The following is a 23,885-nucleotide window of genomic DNA, read 5'->3' on the forward strand; positions in this document are numbered from 1 at the left end:
CCAGCGTCATTGCGCGCCCCAACCAACTATTTGTGATTTCGAATTTCCCGTTGCGGAAAAGCGGGAGCGGGGCGAGCGGATGATCCGACCCTTGCGAGCCGCGTGGAATCGCCGACAATAAAAATCCGCGGCCCATACGCCGCGCATGTCGATTTCCCGCTGCGTCGCCCGTCGTATCGATATTGACCGGGCAGTGCGCCCCGCCATGCGGTCGTCACCCGGTTTCCGCGAATGGCGCAACCAACGAGGAGAGGCCACATGACACGCCACATGCCGGATTCCCGATACCGCTGGGTAATCGTCGCCGCGGGCGGCCTAATGGGCTGCGTCGCGATCGGCGCGATGTTCTCGTTGCCGGTGTTCCTGCGGTCCATCGCGCGCGATACGGGCTGGTCGATGACCGGCATTTCCGCGGCGATGACGCTCGGCTTCATCGCGATGGCGTTCGCCAGCATGGCGTGGGGCAGCCTGTCGGACCGCGTCGGCACGCGTCCGGTCGTCATCGCGGGCGCCGTGCTGTTGTCGGCGAGCCTGGCGCTGGCGAGCCGCGCGCCGTCGCTGCTCGTGTTCCAGTTGACCTTCGGCCTGGCCGTGGGCAGTGCGACGGCCGCGATATTCGCGCCGATGATGGCGTGCGTGACCGGCTGGTTCGACACGCACCGCAGCCTCGCGGTATCGCTCGTGTCGGCCGGCATGGGGATGGCGCCGATGACGATGGCGCCCCTGGCCGCCTGGCTCGTGTCGGTGCGCGACTGGCGCACGTCGATGCTGCTGATCGCCGCGCTGGCGGCCGTCGTGATGATCCCGGTGTCGCTGCTGGTGCGCCGGGCGCCCGCGCTCGATCCTGCATCCGCCCACGCGGCGCCTGCGCCTGCGTCGGCCGGCGCGCCCGCCGCGATGTCGGTCGCGGATGCGCTGCGTTCGCCGCAGTTCATGGTGTTGGTGCTGACCAATTTCTTCTGCTGCGCGACCCATTCGGGCCCGATCTTCCATACGGTCAGCTACGCGGTGACCTGCGGGATTCCGCTGATCGTCGCGGTATCGATCTACAGCGTCGAAGGGCTGGCGGGCATGGGCGGCCGGATCGCGTTCGGGGTCCTCGGCGATCGCCTCGGCGCGAAGCGCATGCTGGTGGCGGGGCTGCTCGCGCAGGCGCTCGGCGCGCTCGGCTACTACTTCGTGCGCACGCTCGACGGCTTCTACGCGGTCGCGACGCTGTTCGGCTTCATCTATGCGGGCGTGATGCCGCTGTATTCGGTGCTCGCGCGCGAGAATTTTCCGCTGCGGATGATGGGCACCGTGATCGGCGGCTGCGCGATGGCCGGCAGCCTCGGGATGGCCGCGGGCCCGGTCGCCGGCGGGCTGATCGTCGACGCGTTCGGCAGCTACGGCTGGCTGTACCTCGGCTCGTTCGCGATCGGGCTCGGCGCGTTCCTGATCGCGACGATGTTCCGCCCGTTCGCGAAAGCGCGGCCGGAAACGGTGACGGCGTAAGCGGGCAACGGAAGCAGGGCGGCTGGCGTTTTTGCCGGGTCGGCAGGCGCCTGCTGGATCGTCGTAGATAAATAAATGGCCCGGACCTCGCCTCCGTCAGGAGGCGTCCGAACGGCGCTCAGCCTGCTGCGGCGCAGCAGAGCGGCAACTGACGGCGATCGGCGCGCATGCGCTGCGATTCGGCCCCTAAAAATACAATATCGAGCATGTATTCGAAGGGCCTGTCATACCGGCGTCACCCTGCTAGAATTCGGCCTGCCGCATTGTTCCGATTGACTGATGAGATTGCTTGACGCCCTGGTCGAACAACGTATCGCCGCCGCCGCCGCGCGGGGCGAGTTCGACGATTTGCCGGGTACCGGCGCGCCGCAGGCGCTGGATGACGACCTGCTCGTGCCCGAGGAGGTGCGGGTGGCCAACCGTATCCTGAAGAACGCAGGCTTCGTGCCGCCGGCCGTCGAGCAACTGCGCGCGCTGCGCAACCTGCACGACGAAGTGCAGGCGGTCAGCGACCGTGCCGCGCGCTGCCGGCTGCAGGCGAAGATCCTCGCGCTCGACATGGCGCTCGAATCGCTGCGCGGCGGCCCGATGGTGATGCCGCGCGACTACTGCCGGCGCATCGCGGAACGCCTGTGCGAGCGCGGGCTCGACGAAGCGCCCGCCGAAGCGGGGCCGATGTGACGTCCGACGCGCTGCACGACGCAGCTCGCTCGGCAGCCGCCGCGGCCACTGATCCCGCCGCCGATTCTCCCGTTCAAGAAACCGCGCCCGCATCGGCGCGCGACCTGCATTTCATGCGGCTTGCACAAGCCGCCGCCGAAGAGGCGCGCGCGGCCGGCGAAGTGCCGGTCGGCGCGGTGCTCGTGCGTGGCGACGAAGTGATCGCCCGCGGTTTCAATCATCCGATCGGCGGGCACGACCCGTCCGCGCATGCCGAAATGGCCGCGCTGCGCATGGCCGCGCAACATCTGCAGAATTACCGGATGCCCGGCTGCGAACTGTACGTGACGCTCGAGCCGTGCCTGATGTGCGCTGGCGCGATCATGCACGCCCGCATCGCGCGGGTCGTCTATGGCGCGGCCGACCCGAAGACGGGCGCGTGCGGCAGCGTGATCGACGCATTCGCGAATCCGCAGTTGAACCACCACACCGAAGTGACCGGCGGCGTGCTCGCCGACGAGTGCGGCGCCGCGCTGAAGTCGTTCTTCGCCGAGCGCCGGCGCGCGCTGCGCGAGGCGCGGCTTGCCCGCGACGCCGAATCCGGCGCGTCATAGGCGCTTCCGCCGAGCCCGGCGTTCCGGGCGTGCACGGTTTCCGTGAACCGGACCCGGTTCGGACCCTCTAAGCAGGTTTGACGACCCCGATACCTTTCGCCATGTCCTTCCAGCCCGCCGCGTCCTACACCATCCGCCTGCTGGCGCCGTCCGGCTATCCGCACGACCCCGACGCGATCAACCGCGCGCTCGAGCGCCTCAGCACCGCGCAGCAGCGCATCGAGAACATCGAGGCGACGCAGCGGCGCTTCCAGCGTTTCGGCGGCACCGACGGCGAACGGGCAGGCGACCTGAACCGCCTCGCCGATCCCGGGCGGCCGCTGCCGGACATCGCGCTCGCGGTGCGCGGCGGCTACGGCGCCGCGCGCATCCTGCACGGGCTCGACTATCGCGGGCTCGAACGCCGGCTGCGCGACCAGCCGATCGCACTCGTCGGTCACAGCGATTTCACGGCGATCCAGCTGGCGCTGTACGCGAAGGCGCGCATCAAGACATTCGGCGGTCCGATGCTGTCGGCGGATTTCGGCGCGGAAACGCCGAGCGACTTCACGATGCAGCATTTCTGGCAGACGCTGACGCAGCCCAGCACGACGATCGTCGCCGATGCACCGCAGGTGCAGACGGCGAACGTGACGGGCACGCTGTGGGGCGGCAACCTCGCGATCCTCACGTCGCTGGTCGGCACGCCGTACATGCCCGACATCGAGGGCGGCATCCTGTTCATCGAAGACGTCAACGAGCAGCCATTCCGGATCGAGCGGATGATCTATCAACTGCACCTGTCGGGGCTGCTCGCGCGGCAGCAGGCGCTCGTGCTCGGCCAGTTCACCGGCGCGCGGCCGTTCGAGTACGACAACGGCTACGACATGCAAGCGATGATCGACCAGGTGCGCGCGGTGGTCGGGATTCCGGTCGTCACCGGGCTCCAGTTCGGCCATGTGCCCGACCTGTTGACGCTGCCGTTCGGCGCACAGGCGCAGTTGGTCGCGAACGCGCACGGGTTCCGGCTTACGCTGTCGGACTATCCGCATCTCGGCTGATGCCGGCGCCGGCGCGATCGATCGAAAGGCGGGGCTCCCCGCCTTTTTCTTTATGTAAATGCGCAACTAACGGTCCATATTTTTCGTCGACGCCGACACGATTTTCGCCCGGATATGCACCATTTTTGTCAACAAAATGACCGGGAGGGTATACGTCCAGAAGTGCCTCCGTCTTGCCTGTCTGGCTTGCCATGCATGGATTTCGTGCGCATTGCACCGAATGAGAACACGCTGGCGCACGCCGATTGTGCGAAATGACGCAAAAGAATTGTTGACAATCTTTATGTCCGCCCTAGGATGAGGACCATCACACGATGCAGATCATGAACGAGCCCGATTCCACTCCGTCCGATGCAGCCGGCCCCGAAGCGATCGCCGAGCGGATTCGCACCGCGATCCTCGAGCATCGGCTCGCGCCGGGCGCGAAGCTGACGGAGGCGCAGCTCTGCGACGTGTTCGGCGTGAAGCGCGGGACGATCCGCCAGGCGCTCGCGCAGCTCGCGACCGACAAGCTGGTCGACCTCGAGCCGAACCGCGGCGCGTTCGTCGCGAGCCCGACGCTGCAGGACGTGCACGAGGTGTTCGAGATGCGCCGGATCATCGAGCTCGCCGTGGTCGAACGGCTCGCGACCGGCCCCGGCGCCAGGCGGCTGAAGGGCGTCGCCGCGCTGATCGACAAGGAGCGCAAGGCGTTCGAGCGGCACGACTTCGCGGCGTGGATCCGGCTGTCGGGCGAATTCCACACGGCGCTCGCGACGCTGATGGGCAATGCGACGCTCAGCGAGTGCCTCGAAGGGCTCGTCGCACGCTCGACGCTGATGTCGGCGTTGTACGAATCGCACGGGCGCAGCCCGTGCTCGTGCGATGACCACGACGAGATCCTCGCCGCGCTGGAGGCGGGCGATCCGAAGCAGGCGGTCACGCTGATGGCGCGCCACCTGCAGCATGTCGAACTGAAGATGCTGGACCGGCCCGCGCAAGGGCAGGTCGATTTGCGCGAAGTGTTCGGCGGCGCCTGAGCGGCGACGCGAACCCGGCCGCGCGCCACACGACGAGCGCAATGCAGGCCCGCGGTGTTCGCCGCGGGCCGCTGGTCCGACTCCGGGCGATGATCCGGAGCGATATCGATGACGGTGGAGCGGCCTGGCGGCCGCGTCAAGGAGAAGTCATGGCTCAGTTCAGTGTGGCGCACGACAGCGCCTATCCGGCGGAAGAAGGCGGCGAGGGCGGCGGTCCGGCACTGCCGGATGGTTACAGCGAACGTCTGTACAACGAAGATTTGGCACCCCTTAAAAATCAGACATGGGGTTCGTACAACATCTTCGCGTTCTGGATGTCGGACGTGCACAGCGTCGGCGGCTACGTGTTCGCGGGCAGTCTGTTTGCGCTCGGGCTGACGAGCTGGCAAGTGCTGATCGCGCTGATCGTCGGTATCGGCCTCGTGAACGCGCTGTGCAACCTGATCGCGCGGCCGAGCCAGCAGATCGGCGTGCCGTACCCGGTCGCGTGCCGCGCGACCTTCGGCGTGCTCGGCGCGAACGTGCCGGCCGTGATCCGCGGGCTGATCGCGATCGCGTGGTACGGCATCCAGACTTATCTCGCGTCGAGCGCGCTCGTGATCGTCGTGCTGAAATTCTTCCCGCAATGGCTGCCGTATGCGGACGTCCATCGCTACGGCTTCCTCGGGCTGTCGGCGGTCGGCTGGGCCGGCTTCATGCTGCTGTGGGTGCTCCAGGCGTTCGTGTTCTGGAACGGCATGGAGACGATCAAGAAGTTCATCGACTTCGCGGGCCCGGCCGTCTATGTCGTGATGTTCATCCTTGCCGGCTACATGGTGTGGCGGGCGGGCTGGCGCAACATCGGCATCAACCTCGGCGGCGTCAAGTATCACGGCGCGGAGGTGATCCCGGTGATGATCACCGCGGTGTCGCTCGTCGTGTCGTACTTCTCCGGGCCGATGCTGAACTTCGGCGATTTCTCGCGCTACTGCCGCTCGTTCGGCGACGTGAAGCGCGGCAATTTCTGGGGGCTGCCGGTCAACTTTCTCGCGTTCTCGCTCGTCACGGTGATCACCACCGCCGCGACGCTGCCGGTGTTCGGCGAACTGATCACCGACCCGGTCGCGACGGTCGGCCGCATCGACCATCCGACTGCGGTGATCCTCGGCGCGCTGACGTTCACGATCGCGACGATCGGCATCAACATCGTCGCGAACTTCGTGTCGCCCGCGTTCGATTTCTCGAACGTCGCGCCGCGCCTGATCAGCTGGCGTGCCGGCGGGATGCTCGCGGCCGTCGCGTCGATCTTCATCACGCCGTGGAACCTGTTCAACAACCCGGCCGTGATCCACTACACGCTCGACGTGCTCGGCGCGTTCATCGGCCCGCTGTACGGCGTGCTGATCGCCGACTTCTACCTCGTCAAGCGCGGCCGCCTCGTGCGCGACGACCTGTACACGATGTCGGAAAGCGGCGCCTATTGGTACACGGGCGGCGTGAACCGCCGCGCGCTCGCCGCCCTGCTGCCAGCCGCGGTGATCGCGGTGGTCTGCGTGATGGTGCCGGGCTGGCAGGCCCTCGCGAATTTCTCGTGGTTCATCGGCGCGGGGCTCGGCTTCGTGTTCTACCGGCTGCTCGCGAACGCGAAGGCGTAAGGAGCATGCGATGAAGATCCGACTGATCAATCCGAATACGACGCAGCGGATGACCGACGCGATGGGCCGCTGCGCGAGGGAGGTCGCGGCCGTCGGCACCGAGATCGTGGCCGTGAGCCCGCCGATGGGGCCGCCGTCGATCGAAGGGTATTACGACGAGGCGCTCGCGACGCCGGGGCTGCTCGCCGAGATCGCGCAGGGCGAGCGCGACGGCTGCGACGCATACGTGATCGCGTGTTTCGGCGATCCGGGCCTGTATGCGGCGCGCGAGCTCGCGCGCGGCCCCGTGATCGGCATCGCTGAGGCCGCGATGCATGCGGCGAGCGTGCTCGCGCCGGGCTTCTCGGTCGTCACGACGCTCGCGCGTACCTGCGGGATGGCGTGGCACCTCGCGGAGCGCTACGGGATGAAGCGGTTCTGCCGCAACGTGCGCGCGACCGACGTCGCGGTGCTCGAACTCGACCGGCCCGGCTCGGCCGCGCGCCGGATCATCGTCGACGAATGCCGGCGCGCGCTCGACGAGGACGGCGCCGACGCGATCGTGCTCGGCTGCGCGGGGATGGCCGAATTCGCGCACGAGATCGAGCAGCAGATCGGCGCGCCGGTGGTCGAGGGCGTCACGGCGGCCGTCAAATGGGCCGAGGCGCTCGTCGCGCTGCGCCTCGCGACCGCGAAGCGCGGCGACTATGCGCGGCCGCTGCCGAAGCGCTACGACGGCGCGTTCGCCCGCTTCAGCCCGCCGGACGGGGAGGCGACGGAGCCTCCGCCGAATTTGCCGCAACCGCACATACACACCGTCTGACATGCACTATCTGCGCCGCTGTATGGGCGCGTATGAACGTTTTCGCTACACTGGGCCGTCATCGCATCGGCTGGTGCGGCCGCCTCCGGCACCGCGCAGTCGATGCGAACCCATTATTCGCGCCCGCTCGTTCAGCGCGCTCATTCAGCCCGCTTATTCAGCCTGCTTTCGCCGCACTTCGAACCATGCCACTCGATCCCAACTATCCCCGCGACCTGATCGGCTACGGCCGCCATCCCGTGCAGGCGAACTGGCCGGGGCGCGCCCGCGTCGCCGTGCAATTCGTGCTGAATTACGAGGAGGGCGGCGAGAACTGCGTGCTGCACGGCGATCCGGGCTCCGAGCAGTTCCTGTCCGAAATCGTCGGCGCGGCCGCGTATCCGGACCGCCACATGAGCATGGAGTCGATCTACGAATACGGGTCGCGGGCCGGCGTGTGGCGCATTCTGCGCGAATTCGAGAAGCGCGGGCTGCCGCTGACGGTATTCGGCGTCGGCATGGCGATCGAGCGTCATCCGGAGCTCGCGCGTGCGTTCGTCGAACTCGGCCACGAGATCGCGTGCCACGGCTGGCGCTGGATTCACTACCAGAGCATGACGCCGGAACTCGAAGCCGAGCACATGCGCCTCGGGATGGAAGCGATCGAACGCGTGACGGGCGAGCGTCCGCTCGGCTGGTATACCGGCCGCGACAGCCCCAACACGCACCGCCTGGTCGCCGAATACGGCGGCTTCCTGTACGACTCCGACAACTACGGCGACGACCTGCCGTTCTGGATGGACGTCGAAGTGTCGGGCGGCCGCACGTCGCCGCAACTGATCGTGCCGTACACGCTCGACACGAACGACATGCGTTTCGCGACGCCGCAGGGCTTCAATACCGGCGATCACTTCTTCCAGTATCTGCGCGATGCGTTCGACGTGCTGTACGCGGAGGGCGACGAAGCGCCGAAGATGCTGTCGATCGGCATGCACTGCCGGCTGCTCGGCCGGCCGGGCCGGTTCCGCGGGCTGCAGCGGTTCCTCGATCACATTGAGAAGCACGATCGCGTATGGGTGACGCGCCGTGTCGATATCGCGCGTCACTGGCGTGAACATCATCCGTATCAGCCCAATCATCGAAACGAAGGGAAAGCATGAAGGCGATGCGCTACACGTTGGAACAACTGAACACGATGGCGCCGAGCGCATTCGTCGCGGCGCTGTCGGGGATCTTCGAACATTCGCCGTGGGTGGCCGAGGTCGCCGCAGGCCAACGGCCGTTCGCGAGCATCGACGCGCTGCACCAGACGATGTCGAATGCGGTGGAAACCGGCGGCGAAGCGCGCCAGCTCGCACTGATCAACGCTCACCCGGAACTGGCCGGCAAGGCCGCCGTGCGCGGCGAGCTGACGGCCGAGTCGACCCGCGAGCAAAGCGGCGCGGGCCTCGACCAGTGCACGCAGGAAGAATTCGACAAGCTGCTGACGCTGAACCGCACGTATCGCGAGAAATTCGGCTTCCCGTTCATCCTCGCGGTGCGCGGCTATGACCGCCACGGCATCATCGCGAACTTCGAGTCGCGCGTGAATCATTCGCGCGCCGACGAGCTGCGTGCGAGCCTCGACCAGATCTACCGGATCGCGCGCTTTCGCCTCGACGACCTGATCGACGCCTGACATCGCCGCCCGACGCGGCCGCCCGACATCGCAATCCGGTCCGCTGCGTCGCGGCGGCCCGGCCGCCTCACTGAAACAAGGAAACATCATGGCTGTTCCGCTTCTCGATCCGAACGCACCCGATTTCACGCGGCGCTACGTGAATCTTGCCGACCCGCGTCTCGGTGCGCAGGCGCTCGAGGCCAGCGACGATTTCTTCGCGCCGAAGGACCGGATGCTGAACCCCGAGCCGGCCGTCTTCATTCCCGGCAAGTACGACGACCACGGCAAGTGGATGGACGGCTGGGAAACGCGCCGCAAGCGCACGACCGGCTACGACTGGTGCATCGTCAAGCTCGCGCGCCCGGGCGTGATCAAGGGCTTCGACATCGACACGAGCCACTTCACCGGCAACTTCCCGCCGGCCGCGTCGATCGAGGCCGCGTTCGTGGCCGACGGCGCGCCGACGCAGGCGACCGAGTGGGTCGAGATCGTGCCGTCGACGACGCTGCAGGGCAACAGCCATCACTACGTCGAAGCGAGCGACGCGCGCTCGTTCACGCATCTGCGCGTGAACATCTACCCGGACGGCGGCATCGCGCGCCTGCGTGTGTACGGCCAGCCGCAGCTCGACTGGGCCGGCGCGAGCGCGACCGAGCAGTTCGACCTCGCGGCGATGGAAAACGGCGGTTACGTCGTGGCCGCGAACAACCAGCACTTCGGCGTCGCGTCGAACCTGCTGCTGCCGGGCCGCGGCGTGAACATGGGCGATGGCTGGGAAACGCGGCGCCGCCGCGAACCGGGCAACGACTGGGCGATCATCGCGCTCGCGCAACCGGGCGTGATCCGCAAGATCGAAGTCGATACCGCGTTCTTCAAGGGCAATTACCCGGATCGGTGCTCGATCCAGGCCGCCTATGTGTCGGGCGGCACCGACAGCTCGTTGATCACGCAGTCGATGTTCTGGCCGGTGCTGCTCGGCGAACAGAAGCTGCAGATGGACAAGCAGCACTACTTCGAACACGACATCGCGTCGCTCGGCCCCGTCACGCACGTGCGACTGAACATCATTCCGGACGGCGGCGTGTCGCGCCTGCGCCTGTGGGGGACGCTCGACAAATGAAGACGCTTGCCATCGAACCGCTGACCAAGGAAGCCTTCGCGCCGTTCGGCGACGTGATCGAAACGGAAGGGGCGAAGCAGATCCCGATCAACCTCGGCACGACGATCCGCTTTCACGATCTCGCGAAAGTCGACGTGACCGATGAAGGCGGCCGCACGCTCGTCAACCTGTTCCGCGGCCAGCCGCGCACGCTGCCGTTCGAAGTGAAGATGCTGGAACGGCACCCGCTCGGCAGCCAGGCGTTCGTGCCGCTGAACGACCAGCCGTATCTCGTCGTCGTCGCGCCCGCGGGCGATCTCGATCCGGCGAAGATTCGCGCGTTCGTGACGAGCGGCTGGCAGGGCGTGAACTACGCGAAGGGCGTGTGGCATCACCCGCTGATCGCGTTGGGCGGCGTCAGCGACTTCATCGTCGTCGATCGCGGTGGTGACGGCCTGAACCTGAACGAGCAGAATCTGCAGGAGTCGCTGTGGCTCACCGAGGATGCACTGGATGCGGTGACGGCCTGAGTCGGGCTGATCTGGTCGTCCGCCTGTCGAAACCCACGCAACCTGCGCGGGTTTTTTTATGTGCGTCGCTTTCCTGCGAATCAGGGTGACGCTGCCTTGCGCATATCGCGCGACCCCTGGCCGCCGCGCTGCCGATTCGCAACCGGCGCATGCTGCGCCATCAGCCCGGCGACCCGGTCGACGAACACACGCAGCGTCGCGCTGACATGCCGGTTCGGCGGGAACGCGACATACATCGGCATCGGTTCGAGTTGCCACGACTCAAACAGTGGCACCAGTTCGCCGCTGTCGCGCGTGCTATCGTGCCCGCATCGCCACCACCCGACGTCCGGTTCCGGGCGCGATACTCCGATGAGCCAGCCTGAAAACGACCTCGCGGTCCTGCTGCGCACGATGCGGCCCGAACTGCATCCGGGCGCGTTCGCGTTCATCTCGCTGCCGCACGACGCCGACGTATCGGTATCCGAAGTGATCGCGACGTTCCGCGAAGCGGAAGGGCTGACGGTCGTGGTCGACGAGGAGACGGCCGCACGTCGCGGCTGGCCGGTGCTGTTTCGCGCCGCCTGGATCACGCTGACCGTGCATTCCGATCTCGCGGCCGTCGGCCTCACGGCCGCATTCGCGCGGGCGCTCGGCGCAGCCGGCATCAGTTGCAACGTGATGGCCGCCGCGTACCACGATCACATCTTCGTGCCGTTCGACGACGGCCCGCGCGCACGCGATGTACTCGTCGCACTGCAGTGCGACGCGATGCGCCGGTAGCGCGCGAAGGGCATGTCGCGCAGGCAAAAAAACGGGCCCGTCACCGGGCCCGCGAACGGAGAGGATGACGCCGGCGAATGACTTCCGGCGCCTGACGGGCGGCTTACTTGACCGCGCCGCCCTCGAACCAGGCGGCGAGTTTCGTCCGCTCGTCGTCGGTCATGTGCGTGACGTTGCCGATCGGCATCGCCTTCAGGCGCACGGCCTGATCGTAGATGCGCTGCGCGTTCTTCGACACTTCGTCCGGCGTGTCGAACATCACGCCCGCGGGCGCGCTGCCCATCAGCGTCGGCTTGGCCGAGTGGCACTCGACGCAGCGCTGCTGGAGGATCGGCATGATGTCGTTGATCACGATCTTCGGTGCGTTGGCCGCTTGCGCTTCGGGCGCGACCGGCTTCGGCATCGTCCATACCAGCGCGCCCGACAGCAGCGCGACGCCGCCGATCGGCAGGTACCACAGCTGCTTGCCGCGGTGACGCATCACGAAGAACTGGCGAATCAGCGCACCGGCCAGCATGATCAGCACGAGCACGACCCAGTTGAACTTGTTCGTGTACGTCATCGCATAGTGGTTCGACAGCATCGCGAACACGACCGGCAGCGTGAAGTACGTGTTGTGCACCGAGCGCTGCTTGCCGCGCTTGCCGTAGATCGGGTTCGGTTCCTCGCCCTTGAGCATCTTGTCGACCATCTTGCGCTGGCCCGGGATGATCACGAAGAACACGTTCGCCGACATGATCGTCGCGAGCATCGCGCCGACGATCAGGTAGGCGGCACGGCCCGAGAAGATGTGGCACGCGAGGTATGCCGCGACGACGACGTAGAGGCCGACGCAGATGCCGAGCACGCGATCGTTGGTGCCGAGAATGCGGCACAGCGAGTCGTAGACGATCCAGCCGGCCGCGAGGAAGCCGAGCGCGGACGCGACGGCGACCACCGGGCCCATGTCGAGCACGTTCTTGTCGATCAGGTACGTATTCGGGGCAAGCAGGTACAGCACGAGGAACAGCGTGAAGCCCGACAGCCACGTCGTGTACGACGGCCACTTCGACCAGTGCAGGTCATCGGGCATTTCCGGCGGGGCGACCGTGTACTTCTGCATGTTGTAGAAACCGCCGCCGTGGACGTGCCACAGCTCGCCGAACACCCCGCGCTTGCGCTGGTTCGGGTCGGTCGGCGGTTTCAGGCTGTTGTCGAGCGCGACGAAATAGAACGACTCGCCGATCCACGCAATGGCGACGATGACGTGCAGCCATCGCAGCGCGAGGTTCAGCCAGTCGGTGATGAAGCCTTCCATGAAACTCCTCCAGACTCAGATCGTTTGTCTTGATGCAGGCGCTGCTTCGATTGTCAGCTGCCGCGATAGGTGCTGTACGACCACGGCGATACGAGCAGCGGCACGTGGTAGTGCGAGCCGGTGTCGGCGATGCCGAAGCGGAGCACGACGCGGTCGACGAAGCGGGGTTCGGGCACCTTCACGCCGAGCGCCGCGAAGTAGTCGCCGGCATGGAATACGAGTTCGTATTCGCCGGCGGCGAGCGCCGCGCCCTCGAGCAGGGGTTCGTCGCAGCGGCCGTCGCTATTGGTCAGCACGGTCTTGATCGCGCGGCGCGATTCGCCGTCCAGCGCGTAGAGGTCCACCTTGATGGCAGCGCCGGGGCGACCGTGTGCCGTATCGAGTACGTGGGTAGTGAGCTTTCCCATTCGTTGTTCCTTGTGTGAATGCGAGGTTCGGCGGCGACTCGATCCATGACTGTGCGGCGGATCGAGGCTCCACGTCACGTGGCTACATACCCGTCGGCGAGAGTGAAGCGAGCGCCGTGCAGGCATTGTAAAAAGGTTCCCCGCACAAATACGGGCGCGATATCGAAGATAATGCGCCGCGCATGAGCGGCTGTCGACGGCCCGCCGGACAGGGCTTCGCGCGCCGGTTGCGAGCGCCCGGTGGGGCGGCGGGCGGCGTACCATACCAAATCGCTGAAGGGCGGTATTCCGGATCGCGTATTGTGCGCGGCACGCGCTTGGGCGATCCTCCCGCCGTGCGCGTCGGCCGGTGGCCGGCGCGTACCCCGAAGACGGCGAGCACGCCGGGTAACCGGGCCAGGGCGTTCGAACGGACGCAGGCACCGGGGCGTGCCGCGATTCAGCGTTCGAACGGCTGTGTGACCGCTTCCAGGGCAGCCCTGGAGGCAGACCGACGCGGAGAACGCATGAATCTCGAGCAGCACGCTGGCGCACGCGCGCCGAACCCTTCCTCATCCCGCCCGAAAACCCTGCTGGTCAAGCATGCCGACGTGCTCGTGACCATGGACGACACGCGCCGCGAGCTGCGCGACGCGGGGCTCTACATCGAAGACAACCGGATCGTCGCGGTCGGCCCGAGTGCCGAACTGCCCGACACGGCCGACGAAGTGCTCGACCTGCGCGGCCACCTGGTGATCCCGGGGCTCGTGAACACGCACCACCACATGTACCAGAGCCTCACGCGCGCGGTGCCGGCCGCGCAGAACGCCGAGCTGTTCGGCTGGCTCACGAACCTCTACCGGATCTGGGCGCACCTGAACCCCGAGATGATCGAGGTGTCGACGCTCACCGCGATGGCCGAGCTGCTGCAATCGGGCTGCACGACGTCGAGCGATCATCTGTACATCTACCCGAACGGCAGCCGGCTCGACGACAGCATCGGCGCGGCGCAGCGGATCGGCATGCGTTTTCACGCGAGCCGCGGCGCGATGAGCGTCGGCCAGCGCGATGGCGGGCTGCCGCCCGATTCGGTCGTCGAGCGCGAACCCGACATCCTGCGCGACGCGCAGCGCCTGATCGAGACCTATCACGACGAAGGCCGCTACGCGATGCTGCGCGTGGTGGTCGCGCCGTGCTCGCCGTTCTCGGTGAGCCGCGAGCTGATGCGCGACGCGGCCGTGCTCGCGCGCGAATACGGCGTGTCGCTGCACACGCACCTCGCGGAGAACGTCAACGACATCGCGTACAGCCGCGAGAAGTTCGGGATGACGCCCGCCGAATATGCGGAAGATCTCGGCTGGGTCGGCCACGACGTGTGGCATGCGCACTGCGTGCAGCTCGACGATGCGGGCATCGGCCTCTTTGCACGCACCGGCACGGGTGTCGCGCACTGTCCGTGCTCGAACATGCGGTTGGCGTCCGGCATCGCGCCGGTGAAGAAGATGCGGCTCGCGGGCGTGCCGGTCGGGCTGGGTGTCGACGGTTCCGCGTCGAACGACGGCGCGCAGATGGTGGCCGAGGTACGTCAGGCGCTGCTGTTGCAGCGCGTCGGCTTCGGGCCCGACGCGATGACCGCGCGCGAAGCGCTCGAGATCGCGACGCTCGGCGGCGCGAAGGTGCTGAACCGCGACGACATCGGCGCGCTGAAGCCCGGCATGGCCGCGGATTTCGCCGCGTTCGACCTGCGTCAGCCGCTGTTCGCGGGCGCGCTGCACGATCCGGTCGCGGCGCTCGTGTTCTGCGCGCCGTCGCAGACGGCGTACACGGTGGTGAACGGGAAGGTGGTGGTGCGGGAAGGGCGGCTCGCGACGCTCGATCTGCCGCCGGTGATCGAGCGTCACAACGCGCTGGCGCAGGCGCTCGTGGAAGCGTCGCGCTGACGCGTCGGCGGGGAGGTCGCGCAGCACGTTGCGCAGCGGGGCGCGGCCATTGTGGCCACCACCCGTCGCGCAACGCGCCGTGGTCACGCGTAACGGCGCGACCGGCGCACGCGTGGTGCGCCGTATGCGACTACGCCTCGATCAGCGTGCGGGTGGCTTCGGCGACGAGGCTGCGCAGCCAGCGCACTTCGTCGGAGTAATGGCAGCGTTCGTGCCACAGCTGGTAGTACTGCATCGGCGGGAAGTCGAGCGGCGCCGGCACGACGGACAGCGGCAGGAACTTCGCGTAGTGATCGGCGAACAGCCGCGTGGTCGTGAAGATCAGGTCCGACTTCACGAGCACGTACGGTGCAAGGTTGAAGTACGGCAGCGTGACGACCACGTGACGCTTGAGCCGTTCGCGCGCGAGATGCACGTCGATCGCGCCGCGCTGGCCGACCGAGTACGGCGTCGGCGCGAGATGCGGCGCGTTCAGGTACTGGTCGAGCGTGAGCCCGCCGCGTTTCGCGAACGGGTGCGTGTTGCTCATCAGGCAGACGATTTCATCGACGAACAGGTTCGACAGATGCAGTTGCTCCGGCGGCTCGGGCCAGTTGCCGACGACGATGTCGAGCTTGCCGTCTTCCAGCGCGAGCTCGTAGTCGAACGCGGGGCCGAGCGAATGGAACTCGAGCGTCGCGTTCGGCGCGGCCAGGCGAAAGCGTTCGACGACGGTCGGCACGAACAGCACGTTCAGGTAGTCGGGGCAGCCGATCCGGTAGCAGCGGATCGACGTGGCCGGGTCGAAGTTGTGCTGCTGGAACTTGATGCGCTCGATTTCGCGCAGCGCGTTCTGCACGGGCTCGAGCAGGCGCAGCCCGTATTCGGTCGGCACCATGCCGGATTTGCCGCGCACCAGCAGCGGATCGCCGGTGATGTCGCGCAGGCGCCGCAGCGCGGCGCTGATCGCCGGTTGCGACTGGTTCAGTTTGACGGCCGCGCGCGTGACGCTGCGCTCCATCAACAAGGTGTGCAAGACGCGCAAGAGGTACGTGTCGATCGCCTCGCGTTGCTGACTCATGTTATCTCCGGTTTATATGGCTGGGCTGATCGATGGGTGGGGTGGGTATATCGTTTTTAATATGAACGAAAATCAGCGTCAAGAGATGGATACCCGCAGGTACGCGCCGGCCGGGCTGCGACAAGGGGCCTGAACGGGGGGGATGCGGGGCGCGCGGCGCCGCGCGGACACGCAGGGCGCGAATCCGGATCGCGGCGCGGCGGATGAGGCGGCGGGGGCGCGTCAGTCGTCGATGCGCATGCCGACCTTCAGCGTGACCTGCCAGTGCACGACCTGATCGCCTTCGATGTGGCCGCGCGTTTCGGTCACCTGGAACCAGTGCAGGTTGTGCAGCGTCTTGCCGGCTTTCGAAATCGCGTTGCGAATCGCGTCGTCGCTCGATTGCCGCGACGAACCGGTCAGTTCGATCAACTTGTACACGTGGTCGCTCATGATGCCTCCCTGGGATATCGGTCTGTATTGCCGGTGCAAGCCGCGGTCCCGAAGCGGTCCCGCTACGGCGCCGTGCGTGCCCGGCTTCTTGAGTGATAGGTATGATGGGCGGCAAGTGCAACCCATATCGGAGACGAGGAACATCGTGGAAGTCGGATTTTGCGGACCGGGATTGATGGGCGCGCCGATGATTCGGCATTTGCTGGCGGCCGGGCATCGCGTCAGCGTATGGAATCGCTCACGCGACAAGGCCGAGGCGCTGGTGAAGGACGGCGCGCAGGTGGTCGGCACGCCGCGCGAGCTGGCCGAGCGCGTCGAGACGGTGTTCGTGTGCGTGCTCGACGGTCGTGCGGTCGGCGACGTCGTGTTCGGTGAGCACGGGCTGCTTTCCGGGGGCGTGAGCACGCGCCGCCTGCAGCGCATCGTCGATCATTCGAGCATTCCGCCCGCCGCCACGCGCGACTACGCGGCGCGCGCGGCCGCGCTCGGCGTCGGCTGGGTCGACGCGCCGGTGTCCGGCGGCGTGCCGGGCGCGCAGGCCGGCACGCTCGCGGTGATGGCCGGCGGCCGCGCGGCCGATCTCGACGCGGTGCGCCCGCTGATCGACACGTATGCGTCGCGCATCACGCACATGGGCGACGCGGGCGCGGGCCAGACCGCGAAGCTGTGCAACCAGGCGATCGTCACCGCGACGGTGACCGCGATCGCCGAGGCGGTCGGGCTGGCGCAGGCGAGCGGCATCGACGCCGCGCGCCTGGCCGAGGCGCTCGCCGGCGGCTGGGCCGATTCGGTGCTGCTGCAGACGTTCGTGCCGCGCATGACGTCGGGCGGCCATCCACCGATCGGCGCGCTGAGTACATTTCAGAAGGATGTCGATGCCATTGCCGACGCCGCGCGCGACACGGGCGCGGTGATGCCCGTGTCGGCCACCGTGCAGCAGGTGCTGAGGCTCGGCGCCGCGCAGGGGCTCGCCGGCGCCGATTTCGCCGCGTTCATCGACATCGTGCGGCCGAACAACGGCCGTCAGCAGGTGTCGTGACGGGCAAGCGGGGCATGTGAATAGCAGATGGGCCGCGCGGAGGCGGCCCATCGAATGACTGGCGGATCAGCCGAGCGAGCGGGGTGTCGTGTCGCCCGCGTTCTGGCGGCCGAGGCCGCCGCGCAGACTCGCCTTCGTGCCTGCACCAAACTCGGGCAGGATGCGCGCACGCGCACGGCTCGCGAAGACGAGGAAGCCGAAGCCGTTCGCTTCGTACCAGTAGCCGCCGTTCTCGAGGCCGTCGAGCGGCTGCTCGAGCGCGTTGGCGATCGATTCGATGCAGCGCTTGCGCAGCTCGGCAATGGCCGGATAAGGCGGCTGCGCGCCGCGCACGCTGCACAGGAGCACGTCGAGGCCGGGCAGCACGTGCGCATAGAGGACGGGTTCGTCCTGCGCGCGGGCGCGGGCAATCTTGGTGTCGAGCTGGGCAAACGGCTTCGAGTGGCGCAAGACCGCGAGGAACGATTCCTGGCCATCCTGCGGCGCACGCCGACGTTTTTTCGGGAAGGACATAAACACTCGCCTCAAAAACAATTGCAAGAAATGCGGCACTTTCATGCGACCCACTCCCGGCTATGTACGCCGCATGTCGATCCTTTATAGCACACGAAAATGCTGCATTCGTGCAGTACGACGATCAATGTCTCCCGTCGACCTGCTCGCCATGATCGACACAGCCAGCGTCTTGGCGCCCGTACTGTCGTTTAGTCTCCATCATAGACCTGCTTTTCCCGCGCGTGCATTCGCTCGTCACAAAAAAGTGAGATACGCCGCATGCGGCGGTGCATCGCGTGCGCAATAAAAAGGCCCGCACGGGGCGGGCCTGGCGGGCGGCGCGTGAGGCGCTCAGCGCTGCTTCAGCGAATCGCGGATCTCGCGCAGCAGCACGACGTCTTCCGGCGTCGCGGCCGGCGCGGCTTCTTCCGGCTTGCGCAGCTTGTTGATGAATTTCACCATCAGGAAAATGATGAACGCAAGGATCACGAAATTGATCGCCACCGTGATGAACGAGCCGTAGCCGAATGCGGCGACGCCCGCGGCCTGCAGGTCCTTGAACGAATCGGGATTACCCTTGAACGACGGGGGGATGGTGCCGAGCAGAACGAACTTGTTCGAGAAATCCAGACCGCCGGTCAGCACACCGATGACCGGCATGATGAGGTCTTTCACGACCGAGTCGACGATCTTCGAGAACGCGCCGCCGATGATCACGCCGACGGCGAGATCCATCACGTTGCCCTTGACGGCGAACTCCTTGAATTCCTTGATGATGCTCATGAGCGGCTTTCTCCTGGTTGGGGCGAGGGAGGCGTGCCGCGACGCGCAGGATTGCTTTGCGTCGAATGAGGTCGGTGGCACGCCGATGGCCGCATGATAGCGAACGTGCCCCATTGCCGGTAGTCCATCTTGAAATGATTGACAAATCCGCGCGTCGGGCGCGGCCGGTCATGCAGGCGGGCGTGGCGGGGGAGGCCGGGCGTCGACGCGCACGTCGACGTCCGGTGTGCGGGGGCTCAGGTGTTGTCGTCGGTCCAGCCGTCGTCGTTGCTGCCGAGGTCCATCCCGCCGCCGCCGCTGCCGTCGCTCCAGTTCGAATCGTCGCCGCGGCCGAGGTCGAAGCCCGGGTCGGCTTCCTGCCTGCGGTGGTCGCCGTCGACGATCACGTCGCGTTCGACTACGCGTTCGCGGCCGCCCGACATCGCTTCGCCGAGCAGCACGCCGGTCAGGAGCCCGCCCATGCCGCCGCCGAAACCGCCGCCTTGCTGGATCACGACGGGCGGCTGCTGTTGCGGATAGGGCTGTTGCGGCGGGTAGGGCTGTTGCTGATACGGCTGGCCTTGCGCGCCCGTCATGCGATCGGCTTCCTGCGCGTACACGGAGCCGCTGCCGTTCGCCGGCGCCGCGGGCTGCGCGGCCGGGTCGGGGCGGCCTTCGACGCGCGCCTTCACGCTCGCGTGGCGCTGTTCGAGCTCGTCGACGCGATACGGCGGCACCGGATTCTTGCCGTTCGACAGCGTCTCGACGAGCGTGCGCGCGTCGTTCTCGATCGCTTCGAGTTCGCCGGTCAGCGCCGCGGTGCCGGGCGCCGTCGACAGTTTCGCATCGAGCTTCAGCGGCCGGATGTCGTTCAGCACGTCGGTCGCGCGCTTGAGCTGCGTGCGGCGTTCGTCGTCGGCGCGGCCGTTGTCGGCCGTGCGCGCGCGCCGCAGTGTCCAGCGCAGCACCAGCGCGATCACGGCGACGATCAGCCCGAGGCCGATCCACATGCCGGTCGACGGGCCGTGTTTTTCGGCCGGTGCGACGGCGGGGGCGAGCCCCGGCTGCAGCGTGCCGGCCTGCGTGGCCGACGGCGGGTTGCCGCTCACGCGCGCGGCGTCGGCGCGAATGCGCGACTCCGTTTGCGCGAAGCGCGACGCGTCGGTGAACTTCAGTTGCGGATCGAGCGATTTGGCCCGCTGCAGTTGCGCGAGCGCGTCGGACGCGCGGCCTTCGCGGTCCAGCACCTGCGCATACAGGTAGCGCGCGTGCGCGTTGTTCGGATGGGCGTCGATGACTTGCGACAGCTGCGTGTCGGCTTGCTGCCAGTTACGCTGCGCGATCGATTGCTCGACCTGCTGCAGCGACGGGACCGCAAACGCGGCGGACGACAGCAACATCAGCGAGAGGCCGAGTGCGGCGAGAGATTTCTTCATGGTCGAACCGGGCGCACGCGCCCGTCTCCTGACGATCGGTTCGCGCCGCGCGCCCGGGCCGGGGCGCGGCGCGGTGGCCCGCGGCGGGTTACTGCGCGGGCGTATCGAGCTGCTTCTTCAGCGCGGCGAGGCGATCTTCCACCGACGGGCCCTTGTTCAGCGCGGCGAGCTTGTCGTCGAGCGCCTTGCCGCTCGACGTGTCGGCCGAATTGAGGCGTGCGTCCGAGCGCGCGTTCTGCAGCGCGACCTTGTCCTCGAGCTTCTGGAAATCCTCGGACAGGTTCTTGCCGCCGATCCCGCCCAGCGCGCTGGCTGCGACGTCCTTCGCCTGCGCGATTTCCTGCTTCGCCTGCAGGATGTTCGAGCGTGCGTTCAGATCGTTGCGGCGCTGGCGCATGTCGGCGATCTGCCCCTTCAGCTTCTCGACCGACGGCTCGAGCGTCGTCAGCTCGGCCGCGAGCGCGTCGCGCTCGGCTTCCGCGTTCGACTGGGCCGCGAGCGCCTCGCGGGCGAGCGCTTCGTCGCCGCCCTGCAGCGCGCGCTTCGCGCCGTCCTCGTACTTCCTGACCTTGTCGTCGGCCGCATCGCGCTTGCTGCGCTGGGTCGCGACCTGTGCCTCGATTTCGATCAGCGAATTCTCGGCACGGCCGATGCTGTCGTCGAGCTCCCGCACGATCTGCCGTGCGTCGCGCGACGGATCCTGTACCGAATCGGCCGCATCGTTCAGCAGGCCTTTGATCGTGCGCGAAATAGAGTCGAAAAGCGACATGAAATCCTCCGTGGTTGAAAGGCGCCGCGTGACCGCGGCAATGCCCGTCGCGAGCCGGTTCCGGCCCGCGTGAGCCGGCGGATATTACACCACCGGTTCACTTAAATACGGCTTAAACGCGCGAGTTCAAGCGGCTCGCGCATCAGGACGCCAAACCTTTCGCGACTGAAAGAAATTCGCCCGTGCGTGCCGTATCGCGTGTCCATCATAGGCCGAGGATGCCGACAATACGTTCCGCAAATCACGGCATTGCGGGAATTTTTACAAAAAATCGCGAAGGCGCCCGGTCGATTTCATTAAAATGCGCTGTCACGTCGCGGGAACGGATCGCCGCGCGGCGGGGTCTGTCGACGTGACAGCCGCATCTCGATGCACCCACTCTGATTCATCCGCTTGCATTTCCGCATGCGTCCGAGGGCGCCACGTACGCCCGCCATTCCGACATGCCAATTATCAAACGACCGCCTTCTTCTTCCGACAGGAACGAGCCCCACTACACGCTGCGCCGTTCGCCGTCCGGAGCCTATTACCCCGATGACGACGATCGCGACGACGGCCGCCGCGCGCAGCAGCGCAGCGGCGGCGGAGGGCGCCGGCGCACGTTCGGTTCGCGCATCGCGCTGTGGTTCGTCGGCCTGTTCGCGACGCTCGCGGTCGTCGGCGCGCTGATCGTCGGCTACGCGCTGGTCGTGATGGCGCCGCAACTGCCGTCGCTCGATGCGCTGACCAACTATCAGCCGAAGGTGCCGCTGCGGGTGTTTACCGCCGATCACGTGCTGATCGGCGAGTTCGGCGAGGAGCGCCGCAGCCTCGTGCGCTTCCAGGACATTCCCGACGTGATGAAGAAGGCCGTGCTCGCGATCGAGGACTACCGCTTCTACGAGCACGGCGGCGTCGATTTCCTCGGCATCCTGCGCGCGGGCGTGGCCGACCTGATGCACGGCGGCGCGCGCCAGGGCGCGAGCACGATCACGATGCAGGTGGCGCGCAACTTCTTCCTGTCGAGCGAGAAGACCTACACGCGCAAGATCTACGAAATGCTGCTCGCGTACAAGATCGAGAAGGCCCTGACGAAGGACCAGATTCTCGAGCTGTACATGAACCAGATCTATCTCGGCCAGCGTTCGTACGGCTTCGCGGCCGCGGCGCGCGTGTATTTCGGCAAGGACCTGAAGGACATCACGCTCGCGGAAGCGGCGATGCTCGCGGGGCTGCCGAAGGCGCCGTCCGCGTACAACCCGGTCGTGAATCCGAAGCGTGCGAAGGTGCGTCAGGAATACATCCTGAAGCGCATGCTCGACATCGGCTACATCACGCAGCCGCAGTACGACGAGGCTATCAAGGAAGAGATCCACGTGCGCACGCCGGGCAACCAGTACGCGGTGCACGGCGAGTACGTCGCCGAGATGGTGCGGCAGATGATGTACCAGCAGTACAAGGACGAAACCTACACGCGCGGGCTGACCGTCACGACGACGATCAACTCGGCCGACCAGGAAGCCGCGTATCAGGCCGTGCGTCGCGGCATTCTCGACTACGAGCGCCGTCACGGCTATCGCGGCCCCGAAGCGTCGATCAACCTGCCCGCGGCCGGCGACGAACGCGACGAGGCGATCGACGATGCGCTCGCTGATCACCCGGACAACGGCGACCTGCAATCGGCGGTCGTGCTGTCGGCATCGCCGAACGCGGTCGAGGTGCAGTTCGTCGGCGGCGCGACCACGACGATCGGCCCGGCCGGGCTGCGCTTCGTGTCGGCCGCGCTGGGCGCCCGTGCGAACAACACGCTGCGCATCAAGCCCGGCTCGGTCGTGCGCGTGCTGAAGGACGGCAAGACGGGCTGGCAGGTGGTGCAGCTGCCGCAGGTCGAAGGCGCGCTCGTCGCGATCGCGCCGCAGGACGGTGCGATCCGCTCGCTCGTCGGCGGCTTCGACTTCAACAAGAGCAAGTTCAACCACGTGACGCAGGCGTGGCGGCAGCCGGGCTCGTCGTTCAAGCCGTTCATCTACTCGGCGTCGCTCGACAAGGGGCTCGGGCCGGCGACGATGATCAACGACGCGCCGCTGTACTTCCCGCCGAGCGTGCCGGGCGGCACCGCGTGGGAGCCGAAGGACGACGACCAGCCGGACGGCCCGATGACGATGCGCACCGGCCTGCAGCGTTCGAAGAACCTGGTGTCGATCCGGATCCTCGCGTCGATCGGCACGCAGTACGCGCAGCAGTACGTGACGCAGCGCTTCGGTTTCGATCCGGCGAAGACGCCGCCGTACCTGCCGATGGCGCTCGGCGCGGGCCTCGTGACGCCGCTGCAGCTCGCGACCGGCTACGCGGTGTTCGCGAACGGCGGCTACAAGGTCGATCCGTACCTGATCGCCGAAGTCGACGACGCACGCGGCCAGCCGCTGCAGAAGTCGCAGCCGGTGGTCGCGGGCGGCACGGCGCCACGCACGATCGAAGGTCGCAACGCATACGTGATGAACAGCCTGCTGCATTCGGTCGCGACGGCCGGCACGGGCGCGGGCACCAATGCGCTCGGCCGCAACGACCTGCAGGGCAAGACGGGTACGACGAACGACGCGAAGGACGGCTGGTTCGCCGGCTATCAGCAGTCGCTCGTCGCGGTCGCGTGGATGGGCTTCGACCAGCCGAAGAGCCTGGGCAGCCGCGAATTCGGCGCGCAGCTCGCGCTGCCGATCTGGGTGAACTACATGCGCACCGCGCTGAACGGCGTGCCCGAGCAGCAGATGCCGATGCCGGACGGCCTGACGACGATCGACGGCGAGCTGTACTACGCCGATCGCACGCCGGGCAACGGCTTCGTCGCGAACGTCGACATCAACCCGGCGGAGAACGCGATCAGCGCGAACGACGCCCTCGGTTCGGCCGGCGCGGCCGGGCTGGCGCCGCCGCCCGTCACGCCGCAGGAGAAGCAGCAGATCATGGACATGTTCGAGAGCAAGTAAGCGGTACGCTGTT

General features: G+C 67.1%; 24 protein-coding genes and 1 pseudogene. 15 read left to right on the top strand and 10 right to left on the bottom strand.

The genetic code is table 11. The features are described 5' to 3' along the window. Positions 1-270: 270 nt before the first annotated feature. From BLS50_RS15070 to ldcA, 4 genes are all read left to right on the top strand, one after another. Entirely contained in the window at positions 271-1,494 is a 1,224-nt protein-coding gene (locus BLS50_RS15070; protein WP_074802534.1) for an MFS transporter, read from the top strand. A gap of 279 nt (positions 1,495-1,773) precedes the next feature. Beyond that, the gene (locus BLS50_RS15075) at positions 1,774-2,175 is read left to right on the top strand and encodes a DnaJ family domain-containing protein (protein WP_012328731.1); all 402 of its coding nucleotides are present in this window, start codon (positions 1,774-1,776) and stop codon (positions 2,173-2,175) included. Next, entirely contained in the window at positions 2,172-2,768 is a 597-nt protein-coding gene (gene tadA, locus BLS50_RS15080; RefSeq protein ID WP_027809654.1) for a tRNA adenosine(34) deaminase TadA, read from the top strand. The genes BLS50_RS15075 and tadA overlap by 4 nt, the downstream gene beginning before the upstream one ends. A gap of 101 nt (positions 2,769-2,869) precedes the next feature. Further along, positions 2,870-3,808 carry a muramoyltetrapeptide carboxypeptidase gene (gene ldcA, locus BLS50_RS15085; protein ID WP_011549577.1) on the top strand — a complete coding sequence of 313 codons (939 nt, stop codon included), beginning with the start codon at positions 2,870-2,872 and terminating at the stop codon, positions 3,806-3,808. Here the strand turns inward: ldcA and BLS50_RS35345 are convergent. Next, positions 3,777-4,001 carry a hypothetical protein gene (locus tag BLS50_RS35345; RefSeq protein ID WP_124622814.1) on the bottom strand — a complete coding sequence of 75 codons (225 nt, stop codon included), beginning with the start codon at positions 3,999-4,001 and terminating at the stop codon, positions 3,777-3,779. The two genes, ldcA and BLS50_RS35345, sit on opposite strands and share 32 nt — an antisense overlap. Before the next feature lie 121 nt (positions 4,002-4,122). Between BLS50_RS35345 and BLS50_RS15090 the strand changes: the two genes are divergently transcribed. The 7 genes from BLS50_RS15090 to BLS50_RS15120 all read left to right on the top strand — a co-directional run bounded on the left by BLS50_RS15090 (position 4,123) and on the right by BLS50_RS15120 (position 10,531). Beyond that, a complete protein-coding gene (locus BLS50_RS15090) occupies positions 4,123-4,827 on the top strand; it encodes a GntR family transcriptional regulator (RefSeq protein WP_074802535.1) in 705 nt (234 codons plus the stop codon). Between the two features lie 149 nt (positions 4,828-4,976). Then, complete coding sequence (locus tag BLS50_RS15095) at positions 4,977-6,461, top strand: NCS1 family nucleobase:cation symporter-1 (RefSeq protein ID WP_074802536.1); 1,485 nt, start codon at positions 4,977-4,979, stop codon at positions 6,459-6,461. A gap of 10 nt (positions 6,462-6,471) precedes the next feature. Then, positions 6,472-7,263 (top strand): aspartate/glutamate racemase family protein, encoded by a 792-nt coding sequence (locus BLS50_RS15100; protein WP_074802537.1) that lies wholly within the window; start codon positions 6,472-6,474, stop codon positions 7,261-7,263. A 185-nt stretch (positions 7,264-7,448) separates the two neighbouring features. Further along, positions 7,449-8,402, top strand: a complete 954-nt coding sequence (gene puuE, locus BLS50_RS15105; protein ID WP_006478542.1) for an allantoinase PuuE — start codon at positions 7,449-7,451, stop codon at positions 8,400-8,402. Next, positions 8,399-8,920: a 2-oxo-4-hydroxy-4-carboxy-5-ureidoimidazoline decarboxylase gene (uraD, locus tag BLS50_RS15110; RefSeq protein WP_069232814.1), complete on the top strand. Its 522-nt coding sequence runs from the start codon at positions 8,399-8,401 to the stop codon at positions 8,918-8,920. Before puuE ends, uraD begins: the two co-directional genes overlap by 4 nt. An 88-nt stretch (positions 8,921-9,008) precedes the next feature. Further along, positions 9,009-10,022, top strand: coding sequence for an allantoicase (gene alc, locus BLS50_RS15115; protein WP_074802538.1), 1,014 nt, complete (start codon positions 9,009-9,011; stop codon positions 10,020-10,022). Beyond that, the gene (locus tag BLS50_RS15120; protein WP_074802539.1) at positions 10,019-10,531 is read left to right on the top strand and encodes an ureidoglycolate lyase; all 513 of its coding nucleotides are present in this window, start codon (positions 10,019-10,021) and stop codon (positions 10,529-10,531) included. The genes alc and BLS50_RS15120 overlap by 4 nt, the downstream gene beginning before the upstream one ends. An 80-nt stretch (positions 10,532-10,611) precedes the next feature. Here BLS50_RS15120 and BLS50_RS15125 read toward each other — a convergent pair. Further along, positions 10,612-10,824, bottom strand: a pseudogene (locus tag BLS50_RS15125) (LysR family transcriptional regulator); the annotation flags it as partial. Between the two features lie 58 nt (positions 10,825-10,882). Here BLS50_RS15125 and BLS50_RS15130 point away from each other — a divergent pair. Further along, entirely contained in the window at positions 10,883-11,293 is a 411-nt protein-coding gene (locus BLS50_RS15130; RefSeq protein WP_074802540.1) for an ACT domain-containing protein, read from the top strand. Between the two features lie 103 nt (positions 11,294-11,396). On the opposite strand, the gene BLS50_RS15135 is transcribed toward BLS50_RS15130, so the two are convergent. Then, complete coding sequence (locus BLS50_RS15135; protein WP_074802541.1) at positions 11,397-12,590, bottom strand: urate hydroxylase PuuD; 1,194 nt, start codon at positions 12,588-12,590, stop codon at positions 11,397-11,399. A 53-nt stretch (positions 12,591-12,643) separates the two neighbouring features. Beyond that, entirely contained in the window at positions 12,644-12,997 is a 354-nt protein-coding gene (uraH, locus tag BLS50_RS15140) for a hydroxyisourate hydrolase (protein ID WP_011549584.1), read from the bottom strand. A gap of 506 nt (positions 12,998-13,503) precedes the next feature. On the opposite strand from uraH, the gene BLS50_RS15150 reads away from it, so the two are divergent. Beyond that, on the top strand, positions 13,504-14,916 hold the full coding sequence (locus BLS50_RS15150; protein ID WP_069232810.1) for an 8-oxoguanine deaminase: 1,413 nt from the start codon (positions 13,504-13,506) through the stop codon (positions 14,914-14,916). Between the two features lie 130 nt (positions 14,917-15,046). Here the strand turns inward: BLS50_RS15150 and BLS50_RS15155 are convergent, their stop codons facing one another. Both BLS50_RS15155 and BLS50_RS15160 read right to left on the bottom strand, forming a co-directional pair. Further along, on the bottom strand, positions 15,047-15,976 hold the full coding sequence (locus tag BLS50_RS15155) for a LysR substrate-binding domain-containing protein (RefSeq protein ID WP_006478550.1): 930 nt from the start codon (positions 15,974-15,976) through the stop codon (positions 15,047-15,049). 222 nt (positions 15,977-16,198) lie between these two features. Then, entirely contained in the window at positions 16,199-16,408 is a 210-nt protein-coding gene (locus tag BLS50_RS15160; RefSeq protein ID WP_006478551.1) for a dodecin, read from the bottom strand. Between the two features lie 145 nt (positions 16,409-16,553). On the opposite strand from BLS50_RS15160, the gene BLS50_RS15165 reads away from it, so the two are divergent. Further along, positions 16,554-17,447 carry an NAD(P)-dependent oxidoreductase gene (locus BLS50_RS15165; RefSeq protein WP_074802542.1) on the top strand — a complete coding sequence of 298 codons (894 nt, stop codon included), beginning with the start codon at positions 16,554-16,556 and terminating at the stop codon, positions 17,445-17,447. A 66-nt stretch (positions 17,448-17,513) separates the two neighbouring features. Here BLS50_RS15165 and BLS50_RS15170 read toward each other — a convergent pair whose 3' ends face one another. From BLS50_RS15170 to BLS50_RS15185, 4 genes are all read right to left on the bottom strand, one after another. After that, positions 17,514-17,960 carry a hypothetical protein gene (locus BLS50_RS15170; protein ID WP_006488003.1) on the bottom strand — a complete coding sequence of 149 codons (447 nt, stop codon included), beginning with the start codon at positions 17,958-17,960 and terminating at the stop codon, positions 17,514-17,516. Positions 17,961-18,293: 333 nt separating this feature from the next. Then, positions 18,294-18,725 (bottom strand): large conductance mechanosensitive channel protein MscL, encoded by a 432-nt coding sequence (gene mscL / locus BLS50_RS15175; protein ID WP_006478553.1) that lies wholly within the window; start codon positions 18,723-18,725, stop codon positions 18,294-18,296. Positions 18,726-18,961: 236 nt separating this feature from the next. Beyond that, positions 18,962-20,140 carry a tetratricopeptide repeat protein gene (locus BLS50_RS15180; protein ID WP_069232808.1) on the bottom strand — a complete coding sequence of 393 codons (1,179 nt, stop codon included), beginning with the start codon at positions 20,138-20,140 and terminating at the stop codon, positions 18,962-18,964. An 88-nt stretch (positions 20,141-20,228) separates the two neighbouring features. After that, positions 20,229-20,909, bottom strand: coding sequence for a PspA/IM30 family protein (locus BLS50_RS15185; protein ID WP_006478555.1), 681 nt, complete (start codon positions 20,907-20,909; stop codon positions 20,229-20,231). A gap of 443 nt (positions 20,910-21,352) precedes the next feature. On the opposite strand from BLS50_RS15185, the gene BLS50_RS15190 reads away from it, so the two are divergent. Continuing rightward, entirely contained in the window at positions 21,353-23,872 is a 2,520-nt protein-coding gene (locus BLS50_RS15190) for a penicillin-binding protein 1A (RefSeq protein ID WP_074802543.1), read from the top strand. The last annotated feature ends 13 nt before the right edge of the window (positions 23,873-23,885 follow it).

The organism is Burkholderia orbicola (assembly GCF_900100915.1).
GTDB classification, from domain to species: Bacteria; Pseudomonadota; Gammaproteobacteria; order Burkholderiales; family Burkholderiaceae; genus Burkholderia; species Burkholderia orbicola.